Below are 16,802 nucleotides of genomic sequence, written 5' to 3'. Positions count from 1 at the left end.
ATGTCGTACATTCCGATCAACAAGGGCCAGTTCACCCTGGAAACACCGGAACGGGAAGCCGCATTCGAACGTCACCGCGGCGCGGGATGCGAGGAGGCCTACCGGGAAAACCGTCGGCAATGGACGGAGTTTCCCCGGACGCGGCATCTGGCCGACTATCCGCTGCACGTCGATCTGGAGCTTGCTTCGCTCTGCAATCTCCGCTGTCCGATGTGCTACACCATCACTGCGGACTTCCGGCGGCGGGTGAACGCCAAGCTGATGGACTACGACCTGTTCACCCGACTGGTGGACGAATGCGCGGCTGGCGGGGTCTACTCGATCCGGCTCAGCCTGCGCGGCGAAGCCTTCCTGCATCCTCGCATCGTCGACTGCATCCGTTATGCCAAATCCAAAGGCATCAAGGAGGTTTCGACGCTGACCAACGGCGGCCGGCTGGACGAGGCGATGTTCACCGAGATCATGGAAGCCGGCCTCGACTGGCTGACGGTCTCCATCGACGGCATCGGAAAGGTCTATGACGAGATCCGTCGGCCGCTCAAATTCGACCGCATGGTCGAAAAGTTGGGGAATTTCAAGCGGATCAAGGAAGAGGCCGGCCAAGTCAAGCCGGTGGTGAAAGTCCAGACCGTTCTGCCGGCCATCGAAGCGGATCCCCAGGCCTATTACGATATCTTTGCGCCCATCGTCGATCTGGTCAGCGCCAACCCCCTGATAGGCTACACCGACGACACCAGCAACTTGCCTCGGGTTCCTGATTTCAGCTGTCCGCAGGTCTACCAGCGGCTGGTGGTGGGCGCCGACGGCCGCTACATGATGTGCTCGAACGACGAGCGGCAGGAGGTCGACATCGGCAACGCCAACGTCCAGACCATTCACGAGGTTTGGCACGGCCCCGAGATGACCCGGATCCGCGAACTGCACGCGAGCCATCGCGCCTGTGGCAAGCTTGTTCCCTGTGCCCAATGCTATTTGCCCTTGCAGACCTACGAAGATGCGGTGCAGGTGGGGGGACGTTCGGTGATCGCCCCGAAATATGTGGATGGAAAGACCCGCGTGTCGGATCTCGACACCCCGGAGCGCTGGAAGCGCCCCGCGATCACGGTATGACGCTGGTGAAGGGTGGGGGGGAAGCATCCAAACCCGTGCTGGTGACCGGTGCCAGCGGTTTCGTCGGGCGGGCGCTGGGGATGGGGCTCGACGCCGCCGGAATCGGGTGGATCGGGGCATCGCGTGCCAACGGTTTCGATCTGGAAGACGCCGCCATTGGCACGCGCCTTCCGGATTGCCGCATCCTCATTCATTTGGCCGGCCGCTCAGGCGTACCGGAAAGCTGGGATCGGCCTGCGGCGTACCATCGGACGAACACGCTGACCACCTTGGCGGCGCTGGAACACGCCCGCGCCTGCGGCGCCGGGTTCGTGCTGATGAGCAGCTATATGTACGGCGTTCCCCAGAGGCTGCCGATCGACGAAACCCATCCGGTGGACTGCCGCAACCCCTACGCCCACAGTAAGCATCACAGCGAGTTGCTGTGCCGTGCCTATGCACAGGATTTCGGGGTCCCGGTGACCATTCTGCGGCCGTTCAATATTTTCGGTCCCGGCCAGGGGACAGGCCAAGTGATTCCGCACATCCTCGCCCAAGCGCGGAACGAACCGGTCATTCGCGTCAACGACCTGACACCCCGACGCGACTATCTGTGGATCGGCGATCTGGTGGACGCGCTGTTGCGGGTAATCTCAGCTCCCATCGACGTTTCGGGGCGTGGCCCGGCCGTCTACAACCTCGGAAGCGGCGTCAGCCACAGCGTTGCCGAGATCGTCGACGCCGTCGTGTCGCTGGTCGGTCCGCGCCGCATCGTTTGCGCCGACACGGCACGGCTGAATGAGATACCCGATTGCGTGTGCGACGCCAGTCGTTTCCGTCAAGCCTTCGGCTGGCAAGCGATGACCGATTTGCCAGTCGGCTTGCGCCTGATGCTGGATCATGCCGACAAAGGGCCAATGAGGTGAGCAAACCTCTTCTGTGCTGAACGGGTGTGCCGTCACCCTTCTCTCAAAGCCGTTAGCGCTTCAGCTGCTTGCAATTTCATAGGGCATGGGACGATGAATCGTTACAGCGGTCTGTACAAAAGCATCAGTGATGCAGCGGATCACTGCGATCCCAGCTTGCGTGAAAAGATGCGAGCAGACGCAGTCAATAGTTTTTCTTCAAGGACAAACATCGCCAAGCCCAATAGCTTCAAGATAGGAGAATGCGAGACACAGATGTTGATGTCTGTCATGGCCTCCTGTCCCTCTGAGAAAGATCCTCTCAGGGTTATGGATTTTGGCGGTGGGAAAGGAACCCACTATGATATTTTTTCTGCGGTTTATCGTGATATCCGTGTCGAAGCGTGGGATGTAGTTGAGCTGCTGGAACTGGCCAGGGCTGGAAAGCGTAACTGCGAGCATGGTGCCCTCCGCTTTCTTGAATCCATTCATGAAGCGTCTTCAAGATACCATGTGATACTTTCGAATGGCTCCTTGCAGTATGTCGATGATCCATGGGAAGTAATAGATAAAATATCAAAAATCGATCATTCCATATGGTGCATAAATCGCCTCCCAATCCTGATTCCAAACAATACGTCATACACTGACGACCAATATCACATCCAGAATGTTGGCCATCCATACAACTGGCAAATACCTGTTCGCGTTTGTGCACTCAATATCTGGATGGATAAAATATTGGAAAGCCATGATGTCGTGACGTTCTGGGACTGCCCATTCGACGGCACCCATGCCCTTCCCAATGGGTTGACTGCTGCCAGCATAGGAATATTGCTTCGCAAAAAATCATGATCATTGAAAAAATCATCAAGGAAAAGGATTTCTAAAGTGAGTGTATACAAAAGATTTCCGGAAATTATTGAAGCTGCCCGCAAGGCCTTCGCAGGAGAGAAAACGTATTTTTCATTGATCAGCGGCGATTCTCTCGATAAGATTTCTTTCTACGGTATAAAAAATCCTCAAATCCTAAGAGATCTAGACGAAAAATACGAAATCACCGAAGATCTAACGATCTCCAATATCCTGATATTAAACAATCACGGATTGGATAACAGTTACCTTTGGCATCTGATAGACAAATCCGGCTTCTCTGGAACTCGCATCATATGGTGCCGGGACAATCACCTCGGAGAAATAGCCAATCTGAGATCGGTAATCGAGGCGGACTTTGTGATTCCCGCACATTCGGGCTGTTCCAATTACCTGCTCAACGCCCGCAGCGTGCGTGGACCGACCGTGCCATGGCAAATGCTCTACGAAACCGCCGAAATGGCAACCCGTCTGAGGCAGACCCTGGGTTCACCGCGGCAGACCCGCGTGTTCGGTGGATACATGAGCTATGGCTTTGCCAAAAGGACAAATTTTTTGTCCGGTCTTTCCCAACATGCCGATATTTTCGACATCAAGCTGAACTCTCGCGAAAAACAAGATACCGAATATTTCAAGATGTCTCGTGAAGACATCCTGAATCAATGGTTGTCGTACAAAACTTCAATCGCTGTCCCGATCAATGGCGATCTTTCCCCGCGAATCGCTATGGGACTTTGTGCCGGACAGACTGTTCTTGTGTCGGATGAGATTCAAGATCTTGACATGGTGTTCCCACCATCTCTTCGGAACGAGCTTGGTATATTCAAGTTCAGTCCGTCCGCGGGCATAGAGGAACTCAAGTCCATCGCGCGCCAGGCTGTGCAGGTCTTCGACGAGGAGGGGCGCGAAGGCGTCCTGAAGCGCCATGCCTATGCCATGGAGAACCACACCAATGAGCGCAGGATCCATACGATCCTGCAATCTGTGGAAAAGATTGCAGACGGACGGCTTGCCGTGGTGATGCAGGCCTATCCTGATGGAGTGGGGATGACGGTCGACTACGGCAATCCGGACATCCGCATCGCCCTGTAGGGTTCTCCCGGTCCGGCCGCAGGGGACGTTGCGCGTTCACGATAGGGTGGTTGTCCGATGCAAGCGAAGCGGCAGGCCATGGAAGGCCTGGAACGGCAGGACCTCCATAAAATCATCGCCCCTTCTGGAAAGCGCCGCGTCCCCAGGTGACTGGAAGCTCCGGAAAGCGCTTGTCGGTTGACAGGTTCTGCCTGTCCGTTAGGAATGGCGGTGCCGGAGCGGCCGCCTTCCGGCTTTTATGGATGCCGTGAACGATGAGCCAAGCAACGTCAGTCAATCAAAGCTTTTCCGACTATGTCGGCTCCAGCATCGACGTCCTGCGGAACACCGCCGAGACCCTGGGGACGGGGCGGCTTGACGCGGCCATTGCCGCCGTCGCCACGGCCCTGGGGGAGAACCGCGCGCTGCTCGTCTGCGGCAACGGCGGTTCGGCCTCCGACGCCCAGCACATCACCGGCGAACTGGTCGGCCGCTTCCTGAAGGAGCGGCGCGGGTTGAAGGCCATATGCCTCAGCTCCAACGCGGCCGTGCTGACCGCCTGGGCCAACGACTATTCCTACGACACCGTCTTCTCCCGGCAGGTCGAGGCCTACGGCGAGACGGGCGGCGTGCTGCTCGGCATCAGCACCAGCGGCAATTCCAGGAACGTGGTCGCCGCCTTCGAGCGGGCCCGCGCGATCGGCATGACCACCATCGCCCTGACCGGCGAGGGCGGGGGCCGGCTGGCCGCGCTCAGCGACATCCTGCTCGACGTGCCATCGCGCTCCACCCCGCTGATCCAGCAGGCGCACATCTGCCTCTACCACCATCTCTGCGAGCGCGTCGAAACGCAACTCGCGGGCTGACGCAGCAGGCCGGGCTCCCCCTCCATGACGACCACAGCCGACGCTCCACCGACCGGAGAGGCCCTGCTCCCGCGCGCCATGGAGGCCCACATGGCTGGCCGCCTGCCGGAAGCCGTGGCGCTCTACCGCAGCCTGCTGGCCACCACGCCGTTCGTGCCCGAGATCTGGAACAACCTCGCCTTTGCCCTCGCCGATCTTGGGCAGAAGGACGAGGCTGCCGCCGCGTTCCATGCCGCGATCACGGTCAAGCCGGGATACGCGAGACCTTTGATCGGGTTGGGCAACCTGCACAACGCCGGGACTCGCCCGGACAAGGCCGTCCTCCATTGGAGCCGCGCCTTGAGCCTGGAGCCGGGGCAGGGGGCGCTGACCTTCAATTTGGGGATTTTGCTTCAGGAACAGGGAGCGGTGCCGGAAGCCGCCGAGCGTTTCCGGCAGGCCGCCGACGCGCTGCCGGGCGATCCCCGGCTGGTCAGCCAGCTTCTGCTGTGCCTGAACTATCTTGATCGTCCGGGCGAACAGCTTCTCGATGACCATCGCCGGTTCGACGCGCTCCATGGCCGGCTCGACCAGCCCGATCCGCCGCCGCACGCGAACCCGCCCGACCCGGACCGCAAGCTGCGGATCGGTTATCTTTCGGTGGAATTCCGCGCGCATCTGGGCGGCTATTTCCTGGCCCCTCTGTTCGATGGCCATGACCGCTCCGCTTTCGAGATCCACAGCTATTCAATCCTGCCCGAGAAGGCCGCCGATCGCCTGACGGCCTCCTTCAAGGAAAAGTCCGATGGCTGGCGCACCGTGGATTCCCTTGGGGACGAGGCACTTGCCGCCCGGATCCGCGCCGACGGGATTGACATCCTGGTGGATCTCGCCGGGCATTCCGGCCTGAACCGCCTGCCCGCCCTGGCCCGCCGCCCGGCGCCGGTGCAGATGACGTGGCTGGGATACCCCAACACGACCGGCATGCGATCGATGGACTACCGGCTGGTGGACGGGATCACCGATCCGCCCGGCGTCGCCGAGGGGCATGCGTCGGAACGGCTGCTTCGGCTGCCGGCCCCCTTCCTGTGTTTCCGCCCGCCGGCCGACGCGCCCGCCGTGGTTCCGCTTCCAGCCGGGGCGGCCGGGGCCGTGACCTTCGGGTCCTTCAACAAGCTGGCCAAACTGTCCGACAGCACCGTTCGCCTGTGGGCCGCGATCCTGCGCCGGGTGCCGGGCGCCCGGCTGCTGCTGAAGGACCGGTGCCTGGACAATCCAGGCACCGCTGAGGCTATGCGTGACCGCTTCCGTCGCGCCGGCGTTGATCCGGCCCGGCTGATCCTGCTGGGCTGGGTGAAAGAACCGGCCGGGCATCTCAGCCTCTACAACCGGATCGACATCGCGCTCGACCCGACGCCCTACAACGGGACGATCACCACCTGCGATGCTCTGTGGATGGGCGCTCCGATGGTGACCCTGCTGGGCGAGCGCCACGCCGCGCGGGTGGGAGCCACCCTTCTGAGCGCCGTCGGCCTGTCCGAACTGGTCGCGGCGACGCCCGAACGCTATGTCGAGACCGCCGTGTCGCTGGCGCAGGACCTCAACCGCCTGATGTGGTTGCGCACCGGCATGCGGGACCGGCTGCGCGGCTCGCCCCTGTGCGACGAGGCCCGCTTCGTGCGTGCCCTGGAGACCGCCTACCGGCAGGGCTGGCGGGACTGGTGCGCCGGGCAGGACGGCGGAGGCCCGGACCAGCCATGACCATCACCCTGCAGGATGCGGCCGGCCATGCCGTGCTCTGCTACGAGCAGGGCCGTTTCGAGGAGGCTGGCCAAATCTGCCGGGCGGTCCTCGAGGACCGGCCCGATCATTCCGGCTTCCTGGAGTTCCTTGCCACCATCCGGACCGCGCAGGGGATGCCGGAGGCGGCGATCGCGCTCTACCGCCGCTCCATCGCCTTGACTCCGTTGCGGATGGCCGCGTGGTGGAACCTCGCCACCGCGTTGGAGCGGCATCATCGTCTGGACCGCGCCCATGAAGCCCTGAAGCGTGCGGTCGCCATCGCCCCCGACCATCCGCAGGCCTACTGCAACCTTGGCGCCCTGCACCGGGCCGGCGGCCGGCGGCCCCTCGCCTGCCGGGATTTCAGCCGCGCCGTCGTCCTGAATCCTCAGGACGCGGCGCCCCGGACCAGTCTCGGGCTCACGGCGCGCGAGAACTCGGAGGTTTCCCGCTCCGTCGCCATCCTGCGCAAGGCCGTGATCTGCGATCCCGCCGCAGCCGAAACCTATCTGCAATTGGCCCACGGATTGCGTGAGCAGTCGGAATTCCTGCCGGCGGCCACCGCCTACGGCCGGGCGCGGCGGCTCGACCCCGGCAGCAGCACGATCCAGGGCTACCAGTTTCTGCTGAAGCAGGCCCTGTGCGATTGGACCGGCTATGAGGCGTTGTGCCGGACCGTACTCGACACCATCGACCACGCCACCGGAATCGCCATTCCGCTGGGAATCCTCGCCATCGGCACCACCGCCGCCCAGCAGCGTCGCGCCGCCGGCTTCTTCTACGACCGGATGGTATCGCCCCTGGCGCGCGCGCCGGCCCGCCCCGTGCCGGCCGCCCCGCGCGGCGACCGCCCGTTGCGCGTCGCCTACCTCTCGGCCGATTTCCATGAGCATGCCACCGCCTATCTGGCAGCCGAGCTGTTCGAACGGCACGATCGCGACCGCGTCACCCCACTGGCCTATTCCTACGGCACGAACGACGGCAGCCCGATGCGGCGGCGGCTGGAGGCGGCCTTCACCCAATTCTGCGACGTCCAGGCCGCCGGGGCCGAGACCGTGGCCCGCCGCATGGCGGAGGATGGCGTGGACATCCTGGTCGACCTCAAGGGCTACACCAAGCAGGCCCGTTTCGACCTGCTCGCGCGCCGTCTGGCCCCGGTGCAGGTCGCCTATCTCGGTTACCCGGGGACCAGCGGCTGCCCGCACATGGACTATATCCTGGGCGATCCGTTGGTGACGCCGCCCGAGCACCAGGAGCATTACTCGGAACGGCTGGTGCTGCTGCCGGACAGCTACCAGGTCAACGACCGGCGGCGCCCCTTGCCGGACCGCACGCCAAGCCGGGCCGAATGCGGCCTGCCCGAGGACAGCTTCGTCTTCTGCTCCTTCAACGCCCCCTACAAGATCACGCCGGCCCTGTTCGGCCTGTGGATGCGGCTTCTAAAGCGGGTGCCGGGCAGCGTGCTGTGGTTGTACGGCGGCGTGCCGGCAGCGATCGGCAATCTGCGGCGCGAGGCCGCCGCGCACGGTGTCGCCCCCAACCGGCTGGTCTTCGCCGCCAAGGCACCGCTGGCCGAACACCTGGCCCGTTACCGTGTTGCCGACCTGTGCCTCGACACGCTGCCCTACAACGGCCACACCACGACCAGCGACGCCCTGTGGATCGGCTGCCCGGTGGTGACCTGCCTGGGCGAGACCTTCGCCTCGCGGGTCGCCGCCAGCCTGCTGGGAGCCGCCGGCCTGCCCGGTCTCGCCGCCGCGACGCTCGAGGGGTACGAGGCCCTCGCGGCGGATCTGGCCGGGGACGTCCTGCGTCTGGCCAGGCTGCGGCGCCATCTGGAGGACGCCCGCTGGCAGTCGCCGCTCTTCGACAGCGGACGCTTCACCCGTCACGTCGAATTGGCCTACGAGACCATGTGGCGGTTGCACGAGGCGGGACAGGAGCCGCGCAGCTTCGCTTTGCAATCTTCGGCTGTGTCCTAAACCGGGCTTCAGCCGTGCGGACCCGGCATGCGGCAGAGAAACCGGAAGATCGTCCCCTCCGTCCAAGTCAAACCTCGCCGGTTCCGCTGCGGAGGCCAGCCTTCGTTCCCGACCTCCGCCGGGATGGGAGCCCGCAGTCGTCCTCCACAACGCTGTGACTGAACAAGGTAGCCGGCAACATTCGCAGGAAGGTCGGTAGAAACCTCACCGTCCACGAAACCAAGCCTTTCAAGTTCAGACGGATGCATGGCAAGTCCCATTGCCTTTTCCGCACGACCAGAGGACGCTATTCGCCGACGGAATTCGCCTGCATCATTTTGAGGGATGGCCCGGCCCGACCAGCTTAGGAGTTGAACGCCGAGGCCTCATTGCATAGTGTGGCCGCCGTCCGCACGGCGAGTCGGCCCATGATCGTTTGGTCCCTGAACTTGTTCGAACGCGGCTTCGGCTTTCGCTGCTAAGGCGACCTATGACTTTGATTTCAGAAGCTCCCTGCGCGCATACGGCGTTGCGCTGTTTTGCCAGCATCGCCCGTCAGCGGGGCATCGACGTGTCGGCCGAACGGCTCCAGCACGATTTCGTCATCGGCAACGAGGAGATCGGCGAGCCGATGATGGAGCGGATGGCCAAGCAGCTTGGTCTGAAGTTCTCGGCGGCGACCCTCGACTGGGATCACCTGGAATCCCTCGGCGACGCCTTTCCGGTCATGGTGCGCCTGCGCAACGGCAACATGCTGGTCGTCGTTGGCGTGGGCAAGCAGGGCGAGGTTCCGGTCGCCATCGTCCAGGATCCCCTGGCCGACCAGGACATCATGCTGCCGCTGGACCGCCAACGTCTCACCGGCGCGTGGGGCGGCGAGGCCTTCCTGCTGAAGCGGCAATATGCCCTGAACGACGGCGAGCAGGCCTTCGGCCTGCGCTGGTTCCTGGGCGAGATCTTCCGGCAGAAGCGCATCTTCCGCGACATCGGCATCGCCGCCCTGCTGCTCACCATGATGGGCTTGGCCGTTCCGATCTTCTTCCAGCTGGTCATTGACCGCGTCCTGGTCCACCAGAGCCTGGGCACCCTCTACGCCCTGATGGTCGGCATGGTCGGCGTCATCGTCTTTGAGACCTGTTTCTCGTACCTGCGCCAGTATCTGGTGATGCACGCCAGCCGGAAGATCGACACACGCATGAACGTGCAGGTCTTCAACAAGGTCGTCAGCCTGCCGATGGACTTCTTCGAGCGCCGTCCATCGGGCGAAATCATCAAGAACATGTCGCAGGCGGAGCGCATCCGCAACTTCCTGACCGGCCAGCTCTTCATGTCGCTGCTGGACACGGTGTCGCTGGTCATCTTCCTACCGGTCATGATGGCCTACAGCGTCCCGCTGGCGATGCTGGTCCTGGGCTTCACCCTGCTGATGGCGCTGAACATCGGCATCGTCATCCCGCTGCTCCGCCACCGGCTGAAGGCGCTCTACGACGCCGAGATCAGCCAGCAATCCTTCCTGATCGAGAACATCCACGGCATGCGGACGGTCAAGTCCCTGGCCCTGGACGCCCGGCAGAAGCTGGAATGGGACCACCGGGTGGCGCGCTCGGCCGAGCTGCGCTTCAACGTGGCGAAGGTCATGGTCATCAGTCAGACGGTCTCCGGCCCACTGGAGAAGTTGATGATGGCCTCCCTCCTCGGCCTCGGCAGCTATCTGGCCCTCCAGGGCGAGATGCAGATGGGCGCGTTGATCGCCTTCTACATGCTGGCCGGACGCGTCGTGCAGCCGCTGCTCCAGTTCGCCCAGCTGATCCAGCAGTTCCAGGAAGTGTCGCTGTCGGTGAAGATGCTGGCCAGCATCATGAACCACCCGAGCGAGCAGGGCCGGGCCGGGCGTGGTCTGCGCGTGCCGCTGCGCGGCAAGGTCGAGTTCCAGGACATCCGCTTCCGCTACAGCCCGACCTCCTCGCCGGCGCTGGACGGCGTGTCCTTCACCATTCCGGAAGGCTCCATCTTCGGCATCATGGGCCGTAGCGGCTCGGGGAAGACCACGGTCACCCGCCTGCTCCAAGGGCTGCATTTCGCCGAGGAAGGGCTGATCCGCGTCGATGGCCACGACCTGCGCGAGTTCGACATCGACCATCTGCGATCCAGCATCGGCGTGGTGCTCCAGGAGAATTTCCTGTTCACCGGCACCATCCGCGAGAACATCGCGGCGGCCAAGCCGGGCGCCACCACCGACGAGGTGATGCGCGCGGTCCGCATGGCCGGCGCCGACGAGTTCATCGAGCGCCTGCCCAAGGGGCTGGAAACCAAGCTGGAGGAAGGCTCGGCCAACCTGTCCGGCGGTCAGCGCCAGCGTCTGGCCATCGCGCGCGCCCTGCTGATCGACCCGCGCGTGCTGATCCTCGACGAGGCAACCAGCGCGCTGGACGCCGAGAGCGAGGCCATCGTCCAGGCCAACCTGATGAGCATCGCGCGCGGCCGCACGGTCATCATCATCTCGCACCGACTGTCCAGCCTAGTGCCCTGCGACGCGATCCTGGTCATGGACCGCGGCAAGGCGGTCGATCTTGGCAAGCACGGCCAACTCCTTGACCGCTGCCAAATCTATCAGCACCTCTGGCACCAACAGAACCGCCACCTCTAGGAGATCGACCGTGACGACCCATCAGATCGGCTCGGTCCCGTTGGCCAAGGTGCCGGCGAAAGACGTTGCCAAGGGTTCCAGGAAAGCCTCGCCGGAAGCCGTCATCGGCCAGTTCCAGCGCGACACCGCGGCCATCGACGCCGCCCCCGATCCGTTCCTGGCGCGGATCATGGTGCATCTGCTGGCCTTGATGGTGATCTTCGCAGTCCTCTGGGCGGTCGTGGTCAAGATGGACCGCATCGTGATGGCGCCCGGCAAGATCGTGTCCCAGGAGGCCGCGATCTTCGTGCAGCCGCTCGACACGGTGATGATCAAGACGGTCAACGTCCGCGCCGGCGACGTGGTGAAGCCGGGCAACGTCCTGGCCACGCTGGACCCGACCTTCGCCCAGGCCGACGTCGGCCAGCTCGAGGCCCGTCTGGCCAGCGTCGACGCGCAGATCGCCCGGCTGGAGGCGGAATACAACGACCAGCCCTACCTTCCGGCGGCCGACACCGCGGGCAACACCGCCCTTCAGTTCGGGCTGTGGAAGGAGCGCCAGGCACAATACCGGGCCCAGTTGCAGAGCTACGCCGAGAAGATCGCGCGTGTGAAGGCGACAATCGTCAAGAACGAGACCGACCGCCAGCATTTGGCGGAGCGGCTGAAGGTCGTCCGCGAGATCGAGGGCATGCGGTCCTCGCTGGCGGCGTCGCAGACTGGCAGCAAGCTGAACATGCTGTACGCAACCAACGACCGCATCGATATCGAGCGGACGCTGGTCTACAACGAGAACGAGCTGGCCGCGAGCCGCCACGAGCTCCAGTCGCTCTACGCCGACCAGAACGTCTATATCCAGAACTGGAAGGGGACGGTGATCGAGGAACTGGTCAAGCAGCGCGGCGAGCAGTCCTCTCTGCGCGAGCAGCTCAGCAAGGCCCGCAAGCGTGAGGAGCTGGTCAAGCTGGAGGCCGGGACGGAAGCGGTGGTGCTGGAGGTGTCGCCCAAGACTTCCGTCGGTTCGATGGCGCAGCCGGGCGAGGCTCTGTTCAAGCTCTTCCCGTTGGGCGCCGGGCTCGACACCGAGGTCAACATCGACGCGCGCGACCTCGCTTTCGTCCAGATCGGCGACACCGTGCAGATCAAGCTCGACGCCTACCCCTTCACCGACCATGGAGCACTGGAGGGCGTGGTGGAGACGATCAGCGAGGACGCCTTCACCGACCGCAACAACGTCCAGACCGGGGCGCAGCCCTTCTACCGGGCCCGCGTGCGGCTGACCAAGACCGAGTTGCGCAACGTGCCTGCCCATTTCCGCCTGATTCCGGGCATGCCGCTGAAGGCCGACATCAAGGTGGGCGAACGCCGCGTGATCTCCTACTTCCTGCGGCCGATTCTGCGTGGTCTCAACGAAAGCATGCGCGAGCCATGAGCGTGATCTCCCGTCTGTTCCGCAAACCCGCAACCGCGATGGTCGGCGAGACGCCGGACTTCCGGCGTGGCTTGGCCGCCCATGAGGCGGGCGACCCGACCACGGCGCTCCGCCACTGGTTGCCGCTGGCCCAGCAGGGCGACGTCGAGGCGCAGTTCCGCGTCGGCCAAGCCTACGTCCGCGGCGAGGGCGTGGCGCGCAACTTCGGCGACGCCGCCCATTGGCTTCGCAAGGCGGCCGAGCACGGCCATGTCGAGGCGCAGTTCACTCTGGGGCTGTTCCTCGCCAACGGCGAGGGTGCGCTCCAGGAGAACGCTCCCCCGGTCCGCTGGCTGCGCAGCGCCACACGGCACAACCGCGAGGCCGCCGAAGCCAATCTGGCGCTGCTCTTTCCGCACGGGCTGGGCGCCGCCCCCGACATGAACGAGGCTCTATCCTGGTACGAGAAGGCGGCCGCGCAGGGCCATGCCGAAGCGGTCTACCATCTCGGCCTGTTCCACGCCTTCGGCCAGGGCGTGCCGCAGGATTACACCGCCGCCGCCCCCTGGTTCCGCAAGGCCGGGGATCTGGGCCACGCCACGGCGCAGTTCAAGCTGGGAACCCTGTACGCCCAAGGCAACGGGGTTCCTCAGGACATCGCCGAGGCACTGTCCTGGTACGAGAAGGCGGCCGAACAGGGCAATTCCAGCGCCCAGTTCAGCCTGGGCATGGCCTGGGAGCACGGACAGGGCGTGCAGCCCGATCCGGAAAAGGCGGCGCAATGGTATCGCAAGGCCGCCGAGCAGGACCATCCGGTGGCCCAGCTTCATCTGGGCCTGCTTTATGCGTCCGGCCGCGGCGTTCCGCAGGATTACCGCGAGACCCTGAAATGGTGCCGGTTGTCGGGTGAAAAGGGCAATTCCAGCGCCCAGTTCAACCTCGGACTGATCTACGCTCGCGGGCTAGCCGGCCAACCCGATCTCGGCGAGGCGGCGGCCTGGTACCGCAAGGCCGCCACGCAGGGCAACATCGGCGCCCAGGTCAACCTGGGCCTGCTGCTGCTCAAGGGCACCGGGGGGCGGCCGGAAACCGTCGAAGCGGTGGACTGGCTGCGGAAAGCCGCGTCCCAAGGCCATGTCGGCGCCATGCTCAGCCTCGGCTCGGTCTACGGCACCGGCCAGGGCGGGCCGGTCAACACGCCGCAGGCCTGCATGTGGTACAGCTTGGCGGTGGCGGCGGCCCCCGACGCGGAGCGCGGCCCGATTCAGGAGAAAGTCGACGCCCTGCTCCAAGAGATGACGAGCGAGGAGCGCCAGAAGACCGAGATCCTGATCGACGAATGGCGCCGGAGCGCGCCGTCCGCCACGCCCCGCTGAGGCCGCCAAACGGAACCGCGGGAAAAGCGGTCAGGACGATGTCCAGGGATCCGATGTCCAGAGACCGGGGGGCTTCGCGCGAAGCCTCCCTTTTTCATGCCGGTATGGCGTCCATCGCCATACCGGCCCGCACACGCAGAGCCTTCTCCACCCGAACCAACACATCCGACCAGACACCGGGCCGGCTCTGCCGGAAAAGCCGCATGGTCGGATACCAGGGCGTGTCGTCGCGACCGAGCATCCAGCGCCAATCGGGGGCATAGGGCAGCAGCACCCAGGTCGGACGGCCCAGCGCGCCGCACAGATGCGCGACCGACGTGTCGACGCAGAGGATCACGTCCAGGTTGGCGGCGATCGCCGCCGTATCGGCGAAATCGCCGATTTCAGGCGACAGGTTGACCAGCCGCATCCCTGCCGGCGGATCGGCGGCCTGCCCCTCGGTCGGCCCTTTCTGGATCGAGAAGAGCGTAACGCCGGGCAGGAAGGTCAGGGGGGCAAAGGCCTCCAGACGCAGCGACCGGTTGCGGTCGTTGCCGTGGCCCGGCGAGCCGGCCCAGACCAGCCCGACCCGCAGTCCACGGTGGTGGCCGAGCCTCTCGGCCCAAGATGCCGCCATCTCGGGCTCCGGGTACAAGTAAGGCACCGGCGCCGGGATCGTGTCGAGGCTGGTCCCGAACAGAAGCGGCAGGCTGAGCAGGGGAACGTGCAGGTCGAACGCGTTCAGCGGAGCGGAGCCGGAAACGACCTCGATGCCGCCGGGCAGCCGTTTCAACAGACGCCCAAGATTCGGCTGGACGCCCAGAACCGCTTTTCCGCCGCGCGCCGCGATCATCGGAGCGTAGCGGCAGAATTGGATGGTGTCCCCCAGCCCCTGCTCGCTGTGCAGCAGGACCCGGCGGCCCTCCAGCGGTTCGCCGTTCCAACGCGGCTTGGGCAGGTTGGTGAGAACTGGAACATCCTTGCAGCGCAGACGTCCCTCATACTCCCGCCATCCTTCCTCGAACCGGCCGGCGAGCAGCAGTCCGATGCCGAGATTGCGGTGGGCGTCCGCGCTGTCCGGATCGGTGCGCAAGGCGCGCCGGTACTGGACGACGGCCTCCTCCAGCCGGTTCTGGCTCTGCCGCGCGTTGCCAAAGTTGTTGTAGCCGGCGGTGAAACCGGGATCGCAGACGAGCGCGCGGGCGTGGCTGGACGCCGCCTCGTCCAACCGGCCGAGTTCTTGCTGGGTGATGCCCAGGCTGGTGTGAGCCGCGGCGAAGCTGGGATCGCGGGCTGCGGAACGCCTCTGCCACCGTAACGCCTCGCCGGAGCGGCCGAGTTCACGTAGCGCGATGCTCAAATTGTTGCCGGCGGACGGATGGACGGGATCGAGCGCCAGGGCGGTGCCATAGACGGTCGCCGCCTCGGCGTAGCGCTTCCGGTCCTGAAGGCAGTTGGCCAAGCCGTTGCGGGTTTCCGCCGCGGCGGGTCCCAAGGCAATGGCGGCACGGTACGTCGTTACGGCCTCGTCGAGACGGCCGAGCACCCTGAGGGAAAAGGCCAGCCCGACCAGCGGCGCATCGGAATCGGGGCGCAGGGCGGCGGCCTGCCGGTACTGGGCGGCGGCCTCGACGAAGAGCCCGAGATCCTGGAGGACGTTGCCGAGATTGAGGCGCGCCTCGACCAGCTCCGGACTCTGCGTCAGCGCCTCCCGAATCAGTCGGGCCGCCTCGGCCGGCTGCCGGCGCCGCAGCGCGACCCCCATCAGGTGCAAGGCGTCGGGATGACGGGGCGCCACCTGCAGAATCTGCTCGTAGATGCCCGTTGCGATCTCCAGGCGCCCGTCCTGGTGGTGGCGCACGGCGATGGCGAGGGCTTCTTGAATCGTTGCCATGAAGGTATCCGTCGCTGCCGGTTCTGTCGTCGGACCGATATGTTGTTTCAGAACCTTAATAAAGTGGCTTTCCATACTCGGCAAACTCTCCGAAAGGCAAGCCGGATGCCGCCGATCCTTTGCTTTCCACAGGAGGATCCGGGGTGAATTCCGTCGCCGGAACAGCCGCAGACCGGCACCGCAGCGCATATTTCCAGCACCTGTTGCCAAAAATCCATAGCGATTTAATCATTAATTACCAAAGAGTTACTGAATATTTTGCAGTGCAGCAACGGGCCGGCGCCAGGAGAGACCGACCAGGACCCGATGCCACAGCATCGCTCCCGCAAATTCGATTGCACAATGCGTACCTCTTCGGATAGGAAAGGGACGCTGCATCAGGTCAGACCATGCCCGAATGCTGCCTGCTCGATGGCTGATCAGCGTCCAAGAAGCTTCCGTTCCGGGGTAAAACGATATGGGGATCAAGTAAATGTCGATATATTCTGTAACCGGCGGTCAAAATCTCTCAGCGGATCTTTTGGCCGGTGATACCCTCACTGGTACCAGCCCGAACGACTCGGTCACGGTAACTTCGACCTCTGGCAGCCTTCTGCTGGTGACGGGTATCGAGACCCTGATCGGCAACGCCATCGGCACTGACGTCGCCACCCTGGGCGGCACTTCCGGCAACACCATCCTGGTCGACCTGATTGAGACGTTGACCGGTAGTGCGACCCTGGATGTCGTCGGAACCTTCAGCACGGTCGGCGCCACGATCCTGGTTTCCAGCATCGAGACCCTGATCGGCAACACCGGCAACGACGTCTACTCGGTGACCGGCGGCAGCACGATGCTCGTCTCGTCGCTAGAGACCCTGATTGGCGTCGGCAACTCGACCGACATCATCACGTTGGGCAGCGCCGGCAACACCCTGCTCGTCAGCGCCCTGGAAACCCTGACCGGTGGCGCGGGCACCGACGTCGTCACGCTGACCGGCGGCAACACCAC

At 64.3% G+C, this 16,802-nt stretch carries 12 protein-coding genes; 11 read left to right on the top strand and 1 reads right to left on the bottom strand.

The features are described from left to right. From J2847_RS32780 to J2847_RS32735, 10 genes are all read left to right on the top strand, one after another. Positions 1-1,110 carry a radical SAM/SPASM domain-containing protein gene (locus J2847_RS32780; RefSeq protein ID WP_209782925.1) on the top strand — a complete coding sequence of 370 codons (1,110 nt, stop codon included), beginning with the start codon at positions 1-3 and terminating at the stop codon, positions 1,108-1,110. Continuing rightward, positions 1,107-2,015, top strand: a complete 909-nt coding sequence (locus J2847_RS32775) for an NAD-dependent epimerase/dehydratase family protein (protein ID WP_209782924.1) — start codon at positions 1,107-1,109, stop codon at positions 2,013-2,015. The genes J2847_RS32780 and J2847_RS32775 overlap by 4 nt, the downstream gene beginning before the upstream one ends. 93 nt (positions 2,016-2,108) lie before the next feature. Further along, positions 2,109-2,849, top strand: a complete 741-nt coding sequence (locus J2847_RS32770) for a methyltransferase, TIGR04325 family (protein WP_209782923.1) — start codon at positions 2,109-2,111, stop codon at positions 2,847-2,849. A 36-nt stretch (positions 2,850-2,885) separates the two neighbouring features. After that, positions 2,886-3,959, top strand: coding sequence for a hypothetical protein (locus J2847_RS32765; RefSeq protein ID WP_209782922.1), 1,074 nt, complete (start codon positions 2,886-2,888; stop codon positions 3,957-3,959). Between the two features lie 254 nt (positions 3,960-4,213). Beyond that, positions 4,214-4,804 carry a D-sedoheptulose-7-phosphate isomerase gene (locus J2847_RS32760; RefSeq protein ID WP_209782921.1) on the top strand — a complete coding sequence of 197 codons (591 nt, stop codon included), beginning with the start codon at positions 4,214-4,216 and terminating at the stop codon, positions 4,802-4,804. Between the two features lie 24 nt (positions 4,805-4,828). Next, entirely contained in the window at positions 4,829-6,544 is a 1,716-nt protein-coding gene (locus tag J2847_RS32755) for an O-linked N-acetylglucosamine transferase, SPINDLY family protein (protein ID WP_209782920.1), read from the top strand. Next, a complete protein-coding gene (locus tag J2847_RS32750; RefSeq protein WP_209782919.1) occupies positions 6,541-8,547 on the top strand; it encodes an O-linked N-acetylglucosamine transferase, SPINDLY family protein in 2,007 nt (668 codons plus the stop codon). The genes J2847_RS32755 and J2847_RS32750 overlap by 4 nt, the downstream gene beginning before the upstream one ends. Positions 8,548-9,097: 550 nt before the next feature. Then, a complete protein-coding gene (locus J2847_RS32745) occupies positions 9,098-11,173 on the top strand; it encodes a peptidase domain-containing ABC transporter (protein WP_325169535.1) in 2,076 nt (691 codons plus the stop codon). A 10-nt stretch (positions 11,174-11,183) separates the two neighbouring features. Then, entirely contained in the window at positions 11,184-12,584 is a 1,401-nt protein-coding gene (locus tag J2847_RS32740) for an HlyD family type I secretion periplasmic adaptor subunit (RefSeq protein ID WP_209782917.1), read from the top strand. Then, positions 12,581-13,939: an SEL1-like repeat protein gene (locus J2847_RS32735; RefSeq protein WP_209782916.1), complete on the top strand. Its 1,359-nt coding sequence runs from the start codon at positions 12,581-12,583 to the stop codon at positions 13,937-13,939. The genes J2847_RS32740 and J2847_RS32735 overlap by 4 nt, the downstream gene beginning before the upstream one ends. Positions 13,940-14,033: 94 nt before the next feature. On the opposite strand, the gene J2847_RS32730 is transcribed toward J2847_RS32735, so the two are convergent. Further along, positions 14,034-15,887, bottom strand: coding sequence for a tetratricopeptide repeat protein (locus J2847_RS32730; protein ID WP_233474951.1), 1,854 nt, complete (start codon positions 15,885-15,887; stop codon positions 14,034-14,036). 397 nt (positions 15,888-16,284) lie between these two features. Here J2847_RS32730 and J2847_RS32725 point away from each other — a divergent pair. Then, positions 16,285-16,802, top strand: a 518-nt coding sequence (locus tag J2847_RS32725; RefSeq protein ID WP_411800662.1) for a hypothetical protein, incomplete at its 3' end; no start/stop codon positions are given.

The organism is Azospirillum agricola (assembly GCF_017876095.1).
Taxonomy (GTDB): domain Bacteria; phylum Pseudomonadota; class Alphaproteobacteria; order Azospirillales; family Azospirillaceae; genus Azospirillum; species Azospirillum agricola.
This window is presented reverse-complemented; position numbering and strand designations above follow the sequence as displayed.